The organism is Candidatus Cardinium hertigii, from assembly GCF_050864855.1.
In the GTDB taxonomy this organism is placed as follows: domain Bacteria; phylum Bacteroidota; class Bacteroidia; order Cytophagales; family Amoebophilaceae; genus Cardinium; species Cardinium hertigii_C.
The window spans coordinates 1-16,266 of record NZ_JBOZWW010000039.1; the positions used below are offsets into that span (position 1 = coordinate 1).

The window sequence follows — 16,266 nt, forward strand, 5'->3', positions numbered from 1 at the left end:
TTTTATGTGCTATTGCTCATAACCTACGACTGATTACAAGAAAATTATTCTTAATACCCTCACAGTCAAATAAATTAAAACCTATATAATTAAAATTCTTAATCCAAAACCAGTTATACCTATATCTTGGGTAAGAAAAATAGAGCGCCTGATAAACCATATATATTATAAAGAAATATCCATTCAATAAATTTATTCAAAAATAATATTTCAGGGCCGACTAAGTAGGTTGCCTCCTCTATACCGGGGGGATGGCATCTTCCTAGAAAACGAACACTCTTTTCTAGCATCTGTTATTTAAAACTACCCCTTGGATACGTATCAGTTGGTTGCATATCCTTATCCTTCTTACGATATTTTAATATGGAGATTCACTTGCGTTCAACCTAGTTTAATTTTGTCTTGCCTCCATTTCTCCTCCAACTGGTTAATTTGGTTCGGCTTTCATCCTTGCTTGGCACAATTCAGTTACCCGAATCGCACTAAGAATGTGACAATGGGACGGTGATGCGGCCCCAGTGCGCTTGGCGCACATTCTCTTTGTGCGGCTTCATGTCGCACCTGTTCGAAAAGAATGTACAGATACCCTTCCTTACCATTTATATTGGTTTTGAACACTAAATCAGATTCTCCTCTTCTCCCAACTGGATCTACATAGCTTTTATTTGTTAACGCTAATTTCTCTTGATCTATTTTATAAAGTAGATCACAAGGCAAGTTGGCAGATAGAAAATCCAGCATCGCCTCTTTATTGCAAAACGTGTTTTTAAATACAAGGTCGTGAGGACTATCCAAGCCATCTTTTTGATCCTTTGATTTTTCTTCTTTCTTGCTCATCTGATAAATATACAAACGTCAATTCTGGATTAGACAGTAAAAAGAAGGTTTTAAAAAGCTCCTTTGAGTTTTAAATTTAGGGGATAAAAGAGTAACCCTAAAACCAAAGGAGCAGATTATGAATGTATCAAAATTAGTTGAAATATATTACGCTGTTGACGAATTTCTTATAAAATTTATGCCTTATATGGAATCACATTTGTTACCTACCTCAGATAGAAAACCAACTAGAGTATGCTCATTGACTTTGAGCGAAATAATGACAATATTAGTTGCTTTTCATGTAATTGGGTTTAGAAATTTTAAGTTGTATTATCTTCATTTACAACAATTTCATTCTAATGACTTTTGCAAGTTAGTAAGCTATAGTAGATTTATAACTCTAGTTCAAAGAACAGTGGTCCCCTTTTACTTTTTTTTCACAAAGTCTTTCCAAGACTAAAACAGGATGTTACTTTATGGACTCAACGGCCATTAAAGTTTGTAATACCAAAAGAGCTTATTCCCATAAAGTTTTTAAATCAATTGCTACTAAAGGTAAAACCACTACTGGTTGGTTCTACGGGATGAAGTTACACTTAATTGTAAATGATTTAGGTGAAATTATGAACTTTTCCCTTACTACAGGTAAGGCCAATGATAGATGGCCAGTAGAAAATTTATGTAAAAATTTGATCGGAAAAGTATTTACCGATAAAAGGGTACTTGAGTAAAGAATTATTTGAAAAACTTATGGGAAAAGGCATAGAACTGATTACTCAAATCAGGAAAAATATGAAAAATGCTTTTATGCCTATCTGGGATAAACTAATGCTTCGAAAGAGATCCATCATTGAAACCATTATTGATCAGCTTAAAAATATTAGCCAAATAAAACATGCCAGACATAGAAGCATACCTAATTTTATTGTCAATTTAATAGCTCGTATTACAGCTTATGGGCTAAAAGAGAAAAAACCGGCTATAGCTAATCTATATATGACTGGTTTACATTAACTCTAATCCAGAATTGACGTTAGTAGAAAGTAAAGAAGGTTTAGTTCTGGCAGTCAGTACCACAAAAGCATCTAATCATGATGGTGCCCATTTACCTATATTATTGGATAAAGTATCCCTAAAAGCAGGCAGCAGGCTCTATAGAGATAAAGGCTATAGCGGTTTGCCCAACGAAACTTTATTAAAAAACAAGAAATTAAAATCAGCTATTCAAAAGAAAGGTAATAGAAATCATCCCTTATCACCTGCTCCTAAAGGGTTTAATAAATTGGTATCTAAGACGCGCTATAAAGTAGAAAGGGTATTTGGAAGTATTAAGAGGTGGTTCCGTAGCTCAAAACCTAGATATATAGGCCTTGATAAAACCCATACGCAACATGTTATGGAAGCTATAGCCTATAATTTATATAGGGCTCCAAATATCATATTAAAGGGTTTTTAGGGGAATGGTATATCTAAAATGAATAAAATAAACTTGAAAATCAGTAAATAATGAAATTTATACATTCTTAACCATAAAAACTACAAAAAATACAACTAGAAACTTAAAAAGATTACAATAACTATCTATAACAACGGTCTCAATACATTAACCTTTTTCTTTATGGGCAAAAAATGGATCATCTGAAAGATATTGTTTTTTCCGGTGCATCCCTTGTAGTAATCTGTAAGCAGACCCATATCTTTTTAAATAGTAATAACTATAGTACAAAGCTTGTGCAACTTTTTTATCTTTTTTGTTTTGTATATGGGCTATTTTTAGGTAATACAAAGACTTTTTTAGATACTTTTTTAGTTTTGATACCCTTTGTGTCCGCTGATTGCAAGCCAATGCTAGTGCTTTTTTTTGGTTTATATAGCTATATAAAGGGCTGTTATAGGATATATTGCCTGTTTCTAACAACAGATTTAAGATGTTTATTGTACTGTGTTGAACAAGGCGATAATTGTATACTACGCAGGTAGGTCGGGCACAAAATAGAACTGGTTTAGAACGCCAATACCTTACACCAAAAATGGGCCATATATGGTGACGCGCTAGGGATGGCATGCGATCAGACGCTGTATATCTAAGCGTTACATGAATTAACCCACACCAATCAGTCAACCTAGGATGGACCAATGACTCTTTTTTTCCAAATAATTGTACCGTATCCCTATGCAGTTTTATGGCTTTATTGTAAAATACAAAACCCATTTGACGCAACGCATCATATTGATGGGGGTGCTCTTTTAAAACTTGCTGGTAATAAAAAAGGGCCTCTTCCATACGTCCTTGATATTCTAGAAGATAAGCATATGCGTAATAGGCATGGATCTCTTTATTTTGTATTCTAACCGCTAAGCCATCTGCATAGCCATCTACTTTTCCAGCAGCTTCATAGATGGAGCATTTTTCCTCTAATAACTCATTATTAAAAGGGAACTGAAGAAGTGCTTCATTTAGAATAGCTATAGCTCTATCAAAATTTTTAAGCTTATGGTAATGAATAGCAGCGATAGCACGCAAAACAGGAAACTGTGCGCCTTGTACTTTTAAATAGTCTTGATAATAACGCAAGGCTTCTTCTGGCTGATCATGGCTATGGTAAACAATAGCCATATACAACAATGGGGTAGACTCTTCAGGCAAAATACGTCTGCAAATAACAAATTGATCTATGGCTTGATCAAATGCTTCTTGCCTATAGTAGCCAATCCCTCTGTTTAAAAAATAACTCCATAGAGTAGTTAAGTTACTAAGGGCAAAGCTATGAAATTGTTTATGTTTAGATACACTTAATTGCTGCGCCTGCGCATAGGCGGCAAGCGCCTCATCCAACAAGGCGGGTCCTTCTTCTGAAGCGATATGATCCCTTAAAAGTCGATCATAAATAACCCCTCTATAATACCAAGTAGCAGGGTGGCTTGCCAACTTACTATCTTTAATGGCTCCATCGATAGCCAATCGCGCTTGTTGCGCATTAGACAAACCAGCTGCCTCATCTGATTTATTATCTGCACCATCTACTGATAAAGGTGGCACTTGACTACCCTTGAGATTAGCCCTTTTCTGTTTATTGTGACCCTCAAAAGTACGCACAATCTCAGCTATAGATGAAGGAATCGCCAAAAGTGGATGGGGGATTACCAACCACATCAGTACACAAAAAAATCTATACCTATCTACTTTATCGATGACCATCCGATATTTTTTATCCATACTTTAATATACTATTGCACTACTTAACGGCTAAACAGGTCTCTACCATACCACTGCTTAACCACTGCTTACATCTATTTTATATACCATAAAAAAAAAGCAAAACAAAAGTGGTAAATGGCCTGTTAAGGGTTACAAATTAAAGGGCTATTTTGAAAAATACAAATGGAGCTACTTTTTACGCTTAGTATAATCCATTAGGCCATACGACCCGCTCTAACGTAGTCAGCCCTAAAATATTTTTATATGCATAAAAATACTTCAAGATTTACTATTTACATTGGATAATAAATATTTTTTTATTAACGTCAATTCTGGATTAGAGTTAATGTAAACCAGTTGTATATATATTAGCTATAGCCGGTTTTTTCTCTTTTAGTGCATAAGCTGTAATACGAGCTATTAAATTGACAATAAAATTAGGTATGCTTCTATGTCTGGCATGTTCTATTTGGCTAATATTTTTAAGCTGATCGATAATAGTTTCAATGATGGATCTCTTGCGAAGCATTCGTTTATCCCAGATAGGCATGAAAGCATCTTTCATATTTTTTCTGATTTGGGTAATCAGTTCTATTCCTTTTTCCATAAGTTTTTCAAATAATTCTTTACTCAGGTGAGTAGGCCAAGGCATTTCAGCCTTACCCTCTCGCAGAACCGTACATGAGCGTCTCCCATCATACGGCTTCCATTATTCAGCCGAAGGGAAAATACCTAATTGCCAATGAATGAACAATTCTCTCTTTTTACGGGCTGCCTTTGTCAGCCATTTTGATGCTCTTGTTTTGCTTCGATGAAGTATAAGGAAAAAAATTTATAAAAGCTTGTTTGGTTTTTTCGGGCCACTACAGTCCTATTTTTTTTAAAGTTTCTATGGCACGTATTCTAGATAATGTATAATCTACCATCGGCTTGGGATAATCTATATGGAGGGTATGAAAATCCATAGTATGGATGATGTGTCCAGGTACTTTTTCTAAATTTGGCAAGTATTTTTTTACATACTGACCATCTGGATCAAATCTCTTGCCTTGTAGATAAGGATTAAAAACCCGAAAATAAGGAGGCGCGTCTACTCCACAAGCACTGGACCATTGCCACCCCCCGACATTAGAAGCGAGCTCATAATCCATAAGGTGCTGCGCAAAAAAACTTTCACCTTTGGACCAATCTAAAAGCAGATTTTTACTAAAAAAGCTGGCTACAATCATTCTTGCTCTATTATGCATCCATCCCTCAGACCATAGCTGCTGAATGGCTGCATCTATGATCGGATAACCGGTTTGTCCATGGACAAACCGGTTATAATCTTCTTCTTTGCTATTCCAAGGTATGGCATTACGGTATTTTTCTTGAAACGACTCATGGACACTATTTGGAAAATGATATAAAATATTTGCATAAAATTCACGCCAAATTAATTCATTTACCCAAGTCGTAATGCCTAAATTTGAAGCCAAAGCAAATGCCTTGCGGTAACAGGATCGTATAGATATAAGCCCAAATCTTAAATAGGGGCCGCATCTACTGGTAGCATTGAGGTCTAAAAAGTCTCGATTTGTTTTGTAATGGTCTATCTGGTTTTTAAGAAAATTATCCAATCGATTAAACCCATTTTTAGGCTCCCATAAGGTATCTTTTTTATAAATATAGCCGATCTGTTTTAAAACTTCCTCCGCCCCTAAATTTAAGTCAATAGATTTACCATGTAACGCTGAAGGGATAAATAATCTCCCTGATAAGGCATAGCGATATTCTATTAGTAGCCTATTATGTTCCAGCGCTCCTTGATGGACGATATGGGCTCTAAATGCCTTCATATAAGGCGTATATACCTTATAAGGCTGGTTAGATTGGGTTAGGATTATACCAGGTTTTATAAGCAGATGGTCACAATATAGATGTAGTTTGCAACGGGGCGCCAATACTTTTTGAATGGCTCTATCCCGTTCTATATTGGCTGGTTCATAATCTTCATCGGCATAAATGGCTTCAACCTTTAAATGGTCAACCAGTTTGGGAATAATTTCTAAAGGAGTACCATGAAAGACAAACAGCCCCCCTTGTAGCGTTTTTAATGCATCATGGAGCAAACAAAGCGTATGGGCCAAAAAAGAGAGCCGCCTATCATAAGGATTGGGAAACTGCTTCAGAATAGTTGTATCAAAAATAAAAATGGGTAAGATTTTATCCACATGGCGCAATGCAGCTGCAAAAGGCTTATTATCTTTTAGACGTAAATTACGCCGCAGCCAAACGATAGCAACTGGAGCCATAGCAAAACTTTAATCTTTTATTGGATCATCTAAGACCTCAGCTTCTTCTGTTAAAACTAGATCTTCTTCTATAATTTGATCACTCGACACTGGAGCTATACCTGTTTCTACTACACCAGATGGCACTTTATCATCTGGCACCCCATCTAACATATCTATTCTAGCTACAGAAACTACTTTATCATTTTGTCCCAATCGAATCAACCGAACACCCTGTGTGGCTCTACCTATAAGGGGTAAAGTACTTACTTGCATCCGAATGGCCAAACCAGCTTGATTCATAATCATTAATTCATCCTGGTTTTTTACCGCATGAATGGCCACTAGGTTTCCTGTTTTTTCAGTAATTTGTATGGTTTTTACGCCTTTACCTCCTCTTTTGGTAATACGATAATCTAAAAGGGACGAACGTTTGCCGTACCCATTTTCAGAAACTACTAAAACGTCCCAATCTGATGTTGGAAAACAGGCCATGCCAATTACACGATCTTGTTCATGAGCTAAGGTGATGCCCCTTATACCGGAAGCCACCCGTCCCATAGGACGTACATCTTCTTCATTAAACTGTGTAGCCCTACCAGAAGCCAATGCCAATACAATATGATGGGTGCCATTGGTAAGCTGTACATCTAATAGCGAATCACCTGCCCGAATTACAATCGCATGAATGCCATTGGCACGTGGGGTAGCATAGGCACGAAGGGGTGTTTTTTTAATAATCCCTTTCCTGGTAGACATAACGACATAATGCTGATCGACATAGGTCTGGTCTTTCAAATCCCTAACTTGAATAATACTACGGACCTGATCTCCAGGCGCTATATTGATTAAATTTTGTATCGCTTTGCCTTGTGTAGCTTTCTTAGTTTCTGGTATGGTATACACCTTTACCCAATAAATTTTACCATATTCGGTAAATATCAGTAAATATTGGTGTGCAGTAGCGATAAATAGATGGGCTGTACAATCATCTTTTTTAGTAGCAATGCCCTTAGCGCCTACACCACCTCTACCTTGTAGACGGTAGTCAACTAGTGGTGTTCGCTTAATGTAACCTTGGTTGGAAATCATAATGACCATCTCGGTATCTGGAATCATATCTTCCATCGTAAAGGCATCTGCTTCATACTCTACTACAGTCCTACGCACATCGCCATAACGCTCGTTCAGTGCGATCAATTCCTCTTTAATCAACTGCATACGAAGGACTTTATCAGCCAATACAGCCAATAAATGATCGATCAGTTTTTGTACCTGATGGTATTCTTCTGTGATCTTAGCCCGTTCTAGACCTGTAAGCCGCTGCAAACGCATCTCTAGAATGGCTTTTACCTGTAACTCACTCAAAGGAAAGGCTTCCATCAATGTGGTTTTGGCGATCTCTGCATCTTTTGAACTACGAATCAATGCAATAACTTTATCCAAATGATCTAAAGCAATAAGATAACCCTCTAACAGATGTATCTTCTTTTTTGCATGTTCTAGATCAAAGGTAGTTTTGCGTACCAATACTTCATGTCTATGGTCTACAAAATGGACAATAAGTGCTTTGAGATTTAAAATTTTAGGCCTACCTTCTACCAAGGCTACATTATTCACACTGAAAGAACTTTGTAGCTGGGTTTGTTTGTAAAGGTTATTGAGTACGACATGTGCTATTGCATCCCGTTTAAGGTCATAGACAATACGCATACCTTCTTTGTCGGATTCATCTCGAATATCGGCAATCCCTTCTATTTTTTTTTCGTTAACCAGCTGTGCAGTTCTTTCTATCATAACCGCTTTGTTCACCTGATAGGGTATCTCCGTTACAATGATTTGCTCTTTTCCATTAGCGGATACTTCAACGGTAGCTTTCCCACGCAACAGAATACGTCCCCTTCCTGTTTGAAAGGCTTCCCGCACCCCACTGTAGCCATAAATTATGCCGCCAGTAGGAAAATCAGGAGCAATTATATATTCCATTAGCGCAGGAATGGTTATATCATGATCCTCAATATAGGCTACAATAGCACTTAATGTCTCTGATAGATTATGAGGGGCCATATTGGTGGCCATACCGACTGCAATACCAGAAGCTCCATTTAAAAGCAAATTAGGAAGTTTAGCAGGCAATACAATAGGTTCTTTTAAAGAAGCATCAAAATTAAGCTGAAAATCAACAGTATCTTTATTTATTTCTTTAATAAGTTCCTCGGAAATGCGTACCAAACGGGCTTCGGTATAACGCATAGCAGCAGGCGCATCTCCATCGATTGATCCAAAGTTACCTTGCCCTTCTATAAGCGGATAACGAAGTGCCCAACTTTGGGCCATACGGGCTAAGGTTTCATAAACTGGCACATCACCATGTGGATGGTACTTACCCAATACCTCTCCCACAATTCTTGCAGACTTCTTGTAAGCTTTGGTTTGATTGAGGCCAAGCTCATACATACCATACAATACCCGTCTATGGACAGGCTTTAAGCCATCGCGCACATCGGGGAGTGCTCTAGCGACAATTACAGACATAGAATAATCTATGTAGGCATCCCGCATTTCGTCCTCTATATTGATTGGGATAATACGATCCGCTGGTGTTGGCTCCATAAGTAGGAAATTAAAGTTTATAAATAATTAAAAATAGACCTGCAGCAGCTATGGTTTATCATATCATAATAATAAAGCTATTTAAGGATACAACCGCTTAGGATCACGCGGAAATAAGCTACTATACCGTACATCTGGTAATCCTAAAAAACATTTTAACATTCGTTCTAGCCCCATACCGACCCCTGCATGAGGGGGCGCACCATATTTAAATGCATGTAAATAATGATCTATAGAAGTGGCCTCTATGCCGAGCTGCGCAACGCGTTCGGATAAACTAACGTAATCATGTATCCGCTGTGCACCGGAAAGGATTTCTACACCTCGTAACATAAAATCATAGGCATGGGTATATCGGGGATCATTTGGATCAACCATCGTATAAAAGGGGCGCACACTAGATGGATAACAGGTAATTACATATAAATCTGTATGATATTTTTCTTTTACAATAATACCCAGCTGCTTTTCATCCTCAGTAGATAAATCATCGAAATCACTTCTCTCTTTGCCACGGGCCTTTAGTAAGGAAACGGCATCTGGAAAAGGTATAACGACCAATTCTGATGCAAAATTTAGTGGGGGTAGATCAAAAAAAGATCGTATAATGGCGATTTCTCGATCGTATTTTTTGCTTAATGTACCAAACAGATCCACCAATAGTTGATATACGAAATGGACTACTTCCATATAGCTCTGATCGATAACCATCTCAAGATCAACGCCTATAAACTCTGTAAGATGTCTATTGGTGTCTGAGTTTTCGGCACGAAAAACAGGACCTACTTCAAATACCCGTTTGAAATCACTTATAATCGCCATTTGCTTATACAACTGAGGGCTTTGTGCGAGACAAGCAGGTTTACCAAAATAGTCTACCTTAAATACATCTGCCCCTCCCTCAGAAGCCCCGCCTATTAACTTGGGTGTTTTAATCTCTATAAACCCATGATTTCGTAAATAGGACTGTATGTAAAAAAGCATGCCATCATTGATTCGAAAAATAGCTTGTGCCAAATCGGTACGCAAATCTAATACGCGATTATTTAGTCTTTTTACGTAGCGAATAGAGGAAAAATCTTGACTTTCGCTTTTTTGATCTTCTTTAAGGGCTGCTTCTTTGAGTGTAATGGGTAAGTCTAATACAGATCTACTCAGTACCGTATATCCCATTATAGCCAACTCAATGGATTGTTGAGAACAAGCCGATACAGGCTGCTCTGCACAATAAATTCGCCCGATTAGTTCAATAAAAGATTCGTTTTCAATCTTACGCAATAGATTATAGTCTTCTATAGATAACTGACCATCAGTGCCTTCTTTATTTTTTAGTAGAACGGCCTGCAAGGTATCGATACCATCTCGTACAATCAAGAATAATATACGCCCACAATCTTTTTTGGAAAAGACTCTTCCTCTCACCCTTACTACTTCTTGATGATTTAAAGTGGAAAGATTTTTTAATGCTGACAGTTGATACATATATTTGGTCGTCCAATTTTAAAGTATAAATAGATTGAATAGCTAATCTATCTCCGGAAAATGACAAGCTACCTGATGGTTTTCTTTTTCCATTTTAGCGAGTTCTGGCTGGATATGGCTACATTTTTCTGCAGCTTTCCAGCAACGTGGATGAAAACAGCAACCCGTAGGCAGGTTCCTTGAGCTAGGGACATCTCCTTGCAAAATAATCCGTTCCTTGTTCTTAGATGGATGCATAGTAGGTATAGCAGAAAAAAGCGCTTTTGTATAGGGATGTGTAGGGCTTTTATAAATTTCTGCTGCTGGGGCAGCTTCTACAATCTTACCTAAATACATTACAGCAACTTGATCGGCTATAAATTCTACAACCCTTAAGTCATGCGAAATAAAGAGGTAAGTTAACCCTAGTTCTTTTTGCAAATCCATTAAAAGATTAATAACCTGAGCTTGTACGGAAACATCTAATGCGGCGATGGCTTCATCACAAACAATAAAGCTAGGTTCAACGGCTAATGCCCTTGCTATGCAAATGCGTTGGCGTTGTCCTCCAGAAAGTTCATGTGGATATTTGTACAAAACAGTGCTAGGCAACTGGACATAATCCAATAGTTGATAGATGCGCTTGGCAGATGCTGCTTTTCCATTAGCCATATGGTGAATCTGTATAGGTTCCTCTAGGATTTGCTGGATAGCCATCCTAGGATTTAAAGCAGCATAAGGATCTTGAAAAATAATTTGCATGCTTTTGCGCATGCTGCGCATCTGGCGCGCACTACAATGGGTAATATCTACCCCATCAAAAATAATACGTCCACTAGTAGGCTCAAGCAAGCGCAAAATAGTTCTACCCAGTGTGGTTTTACCACAACCGGATTCGCCTACTAAACCTAGTGTTTCTCCTTTATATAAAGTAAAACTTATATTATGCAACGCAGATACTGTACCAATGGTATGGCCTAAGAGATGATGGCTGACTGAAAAAGTCTTACAAAGGCGATGCACTTCTAATAAAATTTTTTTATGTTGCATACCTTTAATCTTTAGCGATAGCTTGTAAGGGATAAAAACAGGCTACAGAATGGTCAGAACCTACTTCTTGAAGCGGTGGTTTACTAGCCCTACATAGGTCTTTTACATAAGGACAACGGTCTTGAAAAGCACAACCTATAGGCAGATCAGATAAAGGGGGTACTACTCCACCAATCGTACGTAGTCTTTGGGGACGACTACCATCAGACAAAGGAGGAATGGCATCCAATAACGCCTGTGTATAGGGATGTAATGGCGCATTAAAAATAGCCTCTACAGGACTTTTTTCTACAATGCTACCACCATACATAACTGCTACTGCATCACATGCTTCAGCTACTATGCCAAGATCATGGGTAATCAATATAATGCCCATATTTTTTTCCACTTGCAGTCTTTGTATGAGATCCATAATCTGGGCCTGCGTGGTTACATCTAAAGCAGTAGTCGGTTCATCTGCAATTAATACAGCAGGGTCACAAGCCAGTGCAATCGCAATCATCACCCGCTGACGCATGCCACCTGATAGCTGATGGGGATAGTCGAACATGCGCTGATGGGGAGCGGATATGCCGACAAGCGTTAATAACGCTATGCAACCCATTTTTGCCTCTTTTGGTGTAACTTGTTGATGCAACTGAATGGTTTCCATAATCTGTTCACCAATGGTAAAAACGGGGTTGAGTGCCGTCATAGGTTCTTGAAAGATCATGGCCATACGATTGCCACGTACTGCTTGCATCTCCTTGAGTGAAAGTTGTAAAATATCCTTTCCTTCTAAGAAAATACCTTCTGCGGTAATGGTACCAACAGGGGGAACAATAAGTCGCATCAGTGAAAGCGCCATAGCCGATTTACCGGAACCAGATTCTCCAACAATAGCTAATGAACGACCCGTGCAAAGATCAAACGAAACATTATTAACCACTGTTGTCGCCTTATTACTAGTGTAATACTGCGTGAATAAATTTTTAACTTCAAGAACTTGTTCCTTCATGGTTATCGACCTTTTAACTTTGGATCTAATAGATCCCGCAATGTATCAGCTAAAATATTAAAGACAAATACTAGTAAAAACATGGCGATTGTGGAAAAAAAAAGCTCCCACCAAATACCTCTTAACAACCCTGTTTTGGCATCATTAATCATAATGCCCCAACTAGGCTTGTTTTGAATGCCAATACCCAAATAAGACAGAATCACTTCATGCTTTATAGAAGTTTGAAAAACCAAAGAAAATTGATAAATGGTCAAAGGTAGTATATTGGGTAATAGATGTACAAAAATTTTACGGGCACTACTAGCACCAATCGCTGAAGCTGCTTGAATATATTCTCTAGATTTATGACGGATTACTTCACCACGTATCAAACGACAGGTTTCAGTCCATTCTGTTGCAACCAGTGCAATACAAATTGTCTGCATACCCTTTCCCAAAACTAAGGCAATGACCATCAATAAAATTATAGTGGGAATAGCCGTTACAACCGTATACAGCCAAACCACACATGTATCTACCATACCACCAAAATAACCAGCTACTATACCAAGGATAGCGCCCATTAGAACAGCACCTAAGGCTACAATACATCCAACGCTCATAGCCACTTCTGTACCATGTAAAACCTTAGCCAAAACACTCCTACCCAAGATATCTGTACCAAAATAATGGAGCCGATTGGGTAATTGACAAGCATCTCCCACTTGTATATGCCAATTAGCGCCCAACCATCCTACTTTAGTAGATAGCGCCACGACCACATAGCCCAATAAGGTTACAAAACAAAAAAGGTTTAATTTTTTACTTATTAAAGCCTTTGCGCTACAACCAAATTGATGGAGCAGATTACGTTTATACATATCTATACTATAATTTTATACGCGGATCCACCAAAGTATACAAGACATCTCCTACTATATTACAGAAAATACTGAGCACCGCAGCCATTATAGTAACGGCTTTAATGGTTGGAAAATCACAAAGACTTACGGCACTTATTACAAGATTACCTAGTCCTGGTATGCCAAAAAAATTCTCTATCACTACAGATCCAAATAATAAAGATGGAAAATCTTTTACCAAAGTTGTCAGAATAGGCACCATAAGGTTCTTAAAAACATGTTTAAATAAAACAACTTCTTCTGACAATCCTTTTGCCCGTGCAGTACGTACATAGTCTTGATAAACTTCATCTAACATAATGGTTCTATAAAACCGATAGTTATAACAAAAATGAAGCAACACCAGAATAATAGTCGGCAAAATGATATAGGGCACACAGGCGAAAAAACCATTTTTATAACCCATTATTGGAAAAATATTTAACTGATAAGCAAAAAATACCTGACCAGCTAGAATATATACCAATATAGATATGCTACTCATGACCATACAACCGATAACTAGAAGGCGGTCCCAAATGGTTCCTGTATATTGGGTCATCCAAAGAGAAACATATACCAATAAACCGTTTCCTATCAAAAAAGCAGGTAATGTAACGGTAAGGGAGACCAGTCCACCTTGTTGAAATGTTTTTAAAATAGGCTGCTTGGTAGCCCAGGAGCAACCAAAATTAAAGGTGAAAGCAGATTGCAGCACCTCCCAATACTGAAGATACCAAGGCCTATCTAAGCCTAGTTGATGGCTGAGCGCAGCCATGGCTTTCGGTGTAGCATATTTACCGAGTAAGATAAGCGTAGGATCTTCTACAAGCATGTTAAAGATCACAAAAACTAAAAAAGTAACACCTACCATAACCGAAAGCGCATAGAGCAACCTTCTTAAGAGATATAGAAAAAGAGACATCATAAAAATAGAAGCGATTATTTACACTTCGGGTAAATAATCGCTTCTATCTACCTACACTACATAAATACAGCATTAAAAATAAATGTAAAAAACTGAAGCGCTATTGTATACCCGAAGATAGGATATACCTAGATTAGGTAAGATTACTTGGTAGGTTTAACCTTTTGGGCCATATCTACTGCCATATATACATCTAGAGATGCAGAAAAGTCATTAGGGGGCACACTGTTAACCCAGTTGTAACGTAATACTTGAAGAGAAGGATGAACGGAACAAATCATAGGTACTTCGGTTGCTATCATTTTATTCAACTCTACATATAAACGCTTTCTTTCTGCCTCGTTGGTGGTTTTCATAGCCTTATGAAACAACGCATTAAATGCAGTGTTTTCATAGTAAGCACCAACTAATTTCTTGTTCATAATCAAATCAAAGAAAGTACAAGGATCAGGATAATCAGCAGACCAACTCAATGTGTGCATCATAGTAGCGCCTTTGATGGCCTTACTATACAATTCTGGCCAAATATTGGTTACTACTTGAACTTGTATGCCAATATGGGCCATACATTGGGCAAAAAATTCTGCTTTATCTTTATAACTTGTCTCTGAGCGGGTATCCAATGTAATAACCGGAAATCCTTGTCCACCTGGGAAACCTGCTTTAGCCAAATATTCTTTTGCACGCTCCAGATTATAGCCATATAAATCCTCCAAGTCATTGGCATGATCCATTAACACAGGTGGGACTAGAGATTGCGCTGGTTGCGCAGTACCTTTGTAAAATTTTTGATTATAAAATACCCTATCAAAAGCCATAGACATAGCCTGCCTTACATAAGGATTTTTAAAAATATCATGGCTATGATTATAGACAAATAACTCAGTTCTAGCACCGGGAACTTGCTCCAAAACCAATCCTTTTTCACTCCACTCTGGTAAAAGTTCACCTGTTGGTCCGATAAGCCGTAATGTAAAGCCCGCATCGCTAACCTGTTGTATATCAACCTCCCGATTTTGCACTTTTAACCAACGTGGGTGCTCTTCAACAATAATATCCGTTACAATTTTATCTACCAAAGGCAACGTTTTACCCGCATAAGGCTCTATTACAGACCTATACAATTCATCTCCTTCAGCAGGAAATAATACTTCTCTAAAGGTAGGATTCTTGACAAAGGTCAATTGCGTGGCCTGCGGATTAAAGCCACCCTCTAGGATAAAAGGACCTGTACCCACCGGATGGTTTAAAAATTCAGGACCATAGTGCATCACCGCCTCTTTAGGAACCACAAAAGCAATCGGCATAGCTAAAAAATTCAAAAACAGCACCCAAGGTTCCGTAAGGGTAACCTGTAGGGTATAATCATCCAAGGCTTTCAACCCTTCTACTTCTTGGGCATAATCTGACTGTTCTTTCCATGCATCCAATCCTTTAATTTTGCCATCTATCAGACCAAGATAAGGGACTGTATTTTTAGGATCTACGATTCTTTTTAAACTAAAAACAAAATCAGCTGCTTTGAGTTCCCTCCCTTTTCCATTTGGGAAACAGATATCATCTTGAAATAAGACACCTTTTTTAATTTTAAAGGTATAGACCAAGCCATCTGGAGAAACAGTAGGCATTTCTTCAGCAAGATTGGGTACAAACTCAAATGGTCTCTTAAAGCAATGATAGTTATATAACCCTTCATATATCTTGGCAACTACATCAGAAGAACTCGAATCATCAATTCTTACTGGGTCGGTACCATTAATGGGACGGACCGATATATTATTTAAAGTGGGGGTAGCAAGCAACTGCTTTTTTTTAAAATCTTGATAGTAGATGGCACCAAATACCCATAGAGACATCAATAATAATATGGTTCTTTTACTAATCATAATTTTGTATAATATTTGTAATTTTAGGCTTTAAAGTTGGTAGACGAACTCTAATGATGAAACAGCATCGAAAAATGTTGGCAATAAAATTTTAGCTTATAAAGCATAAGAAATAAATTCATAATATGCTACGCAATTTAACTTATTTTGCAGTAA

Annotated in this window: 10 protein-coding genes and 4 pseudogenes; 3 read left to right on the top strand and 11 right to left on the bottom strand. The window is 37.8% G+C overall.

Going from position 1 to position 16,266, the window contains the following annotated elements; genetic code table 11:
• Positions 1-190: pseudogene (locus tag ACRRVB_RS01210) on the top strand (IS5-like element ISCca5 family transposase); the annotation flags it as partial.
• A gap of 278 nt (positions 191-468) precedes the next feature.
• Here the strand turns inward: ACRRVB_RS01210 and ACRRVB_RS01215 are convergent.
• Positions 469-837 carry an Rpn family recombination-promoting nuclease/putative transposase gene (locus tag ACRRVB_RS01215; protein ID WP_432466184.1) on the bottom strand — a complete coding sequence of 123 codons (369 nt, stop codon included), beginning with the start codon at positions 835-837 and terminating at the stop codon, positions 469-471.
• 118 nt (positions 838-955) lie between these two features.
• On the opposite strand from ACRRVB_RS01215, the pseudogene ACRRVB_RS01220 reads away from it, so the two are divergent.
• Positions 956-1,833: pseudogene (locus ACRRVB_RS01220) on the top strand (IS982 family transposase).
• Between the two features lie 19 nt (positions 1,834-1,852).
• Positions 1,853-2,275, top strand: a pseudogene (locus tag ACRRVB_RS01225) (transposase); the annotation flags it as partial.
• 147 nt (positions 2,276-2,422) lie between these two features.
• Here ACRRVB_RS01225 and ACRRVB_RS01230 read toward each other — a convergent pair.
• The 10 genes and pseudogenes from ACRRVB_RS01230 to ACRRVB_RS01275 all read right to left on the bottom strand — a co-directional run bounded on the left by ACRRVB_RS01230 (position 2,423) and on the right by ACRRVB_RS01275 (position 16,110).
• On the bottom strand, positions 2,423-4,036 hold the full coding sequence (locus tag ACRRVB_RS01230; RefSeq protein WP_432466185.1) for a tetratricopeptide repeat protein: 1,614 nt from the start codon (positions 4,034-4,036) through the stop codon (positions 2,423-2,425).
• A gap of 325 nt (positions 4,037-4,361) precedes the next feature.
• A pseudogene (locus ACRRVB_RS01235) lies at positions 4,362-4,655 on the bottom strand (transposase); the annotation flags it as partial.
• A 226-nt stretch (positions 4,656-4,881) separates the two neighbouring features.
• A complete protein-coding gene (locus tag ACRRVB_RS01240) occupies positions 4,882-6,312 on the bottom strand; it encodes a cryptochrome/photolyase family protein (RefSeq protein ID WP_432466186.1) in 1,431 nt (476 codons plus the stop codon).
• A 9-nt stretch (positions 6,313-6,321) separates the two neighbouring features.
• Entirely contained in the window at positions 6,322-8,904 is a 2,583-nt protein-coding gene (gene gyrA / locus ACRRVB_RS01245; protein ID WP_432466187.1) for a DNA gyrase subunit A, read from the bottom strand.
• An 81-nt stretch (positions 8,905-8,985) separates the two neighbouring features.
• Positions 8,986-10,386 (bottom strand): aspartate--tRNA(Asn) ligase, encoded by a 1,401-nt coding sequence (gene aspS / locus ACRRVB_RS01250; RefSeq protein WP_432466188.1) that lies wholly within the window; start codon positions 10,384-10,386, stop codon positions 8,986-8,988.
• A gap of 42 nt (positions 10,387-10,428) precedes the next feature.
• The gene (locus tag ACRRVB_RS01255) at positions 10,429-11,415 is read right to left on the bottom strand and encodes an ABC transporter ATP-binding protein (protein ID WP_432466189.1); all 987 of its coding nucleotides are present in this window, start codon (positions 11,413-11,415) and stop codon (positions 10,429-10,431) included.
• A gap of 4 nt (positions 11,416-11,419) precedes the next feature.
• Entirely contained in the window at positions 11,420-12,412 is a 993-nt protein-coding gene (locus ACRRVB_RS01260) for an ABC transporter ATP-binding protein (RefSeq protein WP_432466190.1), read from the bottom strand.
• A 2-nt stretch (positions 12,413-12,414) separates the two neighbouring features.
• On the bottom strand, positions 12,415-13,275 hold the full coding sequence (locus tag ACRRVB_RS01265; protein WP_432466191.1) for an ABC transporter permease: 861 nt from the start codon (positions 13,273-13,275) through the stop codon (positions 12,415-12,417).
• 7 nt (positions 13,276-13,282) lie between these two features.
• Positions 13,283-14,224, bottom strand: a complete 942-nt coding sequence (locus ACRRVB_RS01270; protein WP_432466192.1) for an ABC transporter permease — start codon at positions 14,222-14,224, stop codon at positions 13,283-13,285.
• Positions 14,225-14,367: 143 nt separating this feature from the next.
• Positions 14,368-16,110, bottom strand: a complete 1,743-nt coding sequence (locus tag ACRRVB_RS01275) for an ABC transporter substrate-binding protein (protein ID WP_432466193.1) — start codon at positions 16,108-16,110, stop codon at positions 14,368-14,370.
• Positions 16,111-16,266: the final 156 nt, after the last annotated feature.

What these genes read in the sequence shown, in the direction of transcription:
- gyrA (WP_432466187.1), bottom strand. Translation starts at nt 8,904, where the DNA reads ATGGAGCCAACACCAGCGGATCGTATTATCCCAATCAATATAGAGGAC.
- ACRRVB_RS01240 (WP_432466186.1), bottom strand. Translation starts at nt 6,312, where the DNA reads ATGGCTCCAGTTGCTATCGTTTGGCTGCGGCGTAATTTACGTCTAAAA.
- ACRRVB_RS01270 (WP_432466192.1), bottom strand. Translation starts at nt 14,224, where the DNA reads ATGATGTCTCTTTTTCTATATCTCTTAAGAAGGTTGCTCTATGCGCTT.
- ACRRVB_RS01215 (WP_432466184.1), bottom strand. Translation starts at nt 837, where the DNA reads ATGAGCAAGAAAGAAGAAAAATCAAAGGATCAAAAAGATGGCTTGGAT.
- ACRRVB_RS01255 (WP_432466189.1), bottom strand. Translation starts at nt 11,415, where the DNA reads ATGCAACATAAAAAAATTTTATTAGAAGTGCATCGCCTTTGTAAGACT.
- ACRRVB_RS01275 (WP_432466193.1), bottom strand. Translation starts at nt 16,110, where the DNA reads ATGATTAGTAAAAGAACCATATTATTATTGATGTCTCTATGGGTATTT.
- ACRRVB_RS01265 (WP_432466191.1), bottom strand. Translation starts at nt 13,275, where the DNA reads ATGTATAAACGTAATCTGCTCCATCAATTTGGTTGTAGCGCAAAGGCT.
- aspS (WP_432466188.1), bottom strand. Translation starts at nt 10,386, where the DNA reads ATGTATCAACTGTCAGCATTAAAAAATCTTTCCACTTTAAATCATCAA.
- ACRRVB_RS01230 (WP_432466185.1), bottom strand. Translation starts at nt 4,036, where the DNA reads ATGGATAAAAAATATCGGATGGTCATCGATAAAGTAGATAGGTATAGA.
- ACRRVB_RS01260 (WP_432466190.1), bottom strand. Translation starts at nt 12,412, where the DNA reads ATGAAGGAACAAGTTCTTGAAGTTAAAAATTTATTCACGCAGTATTAC.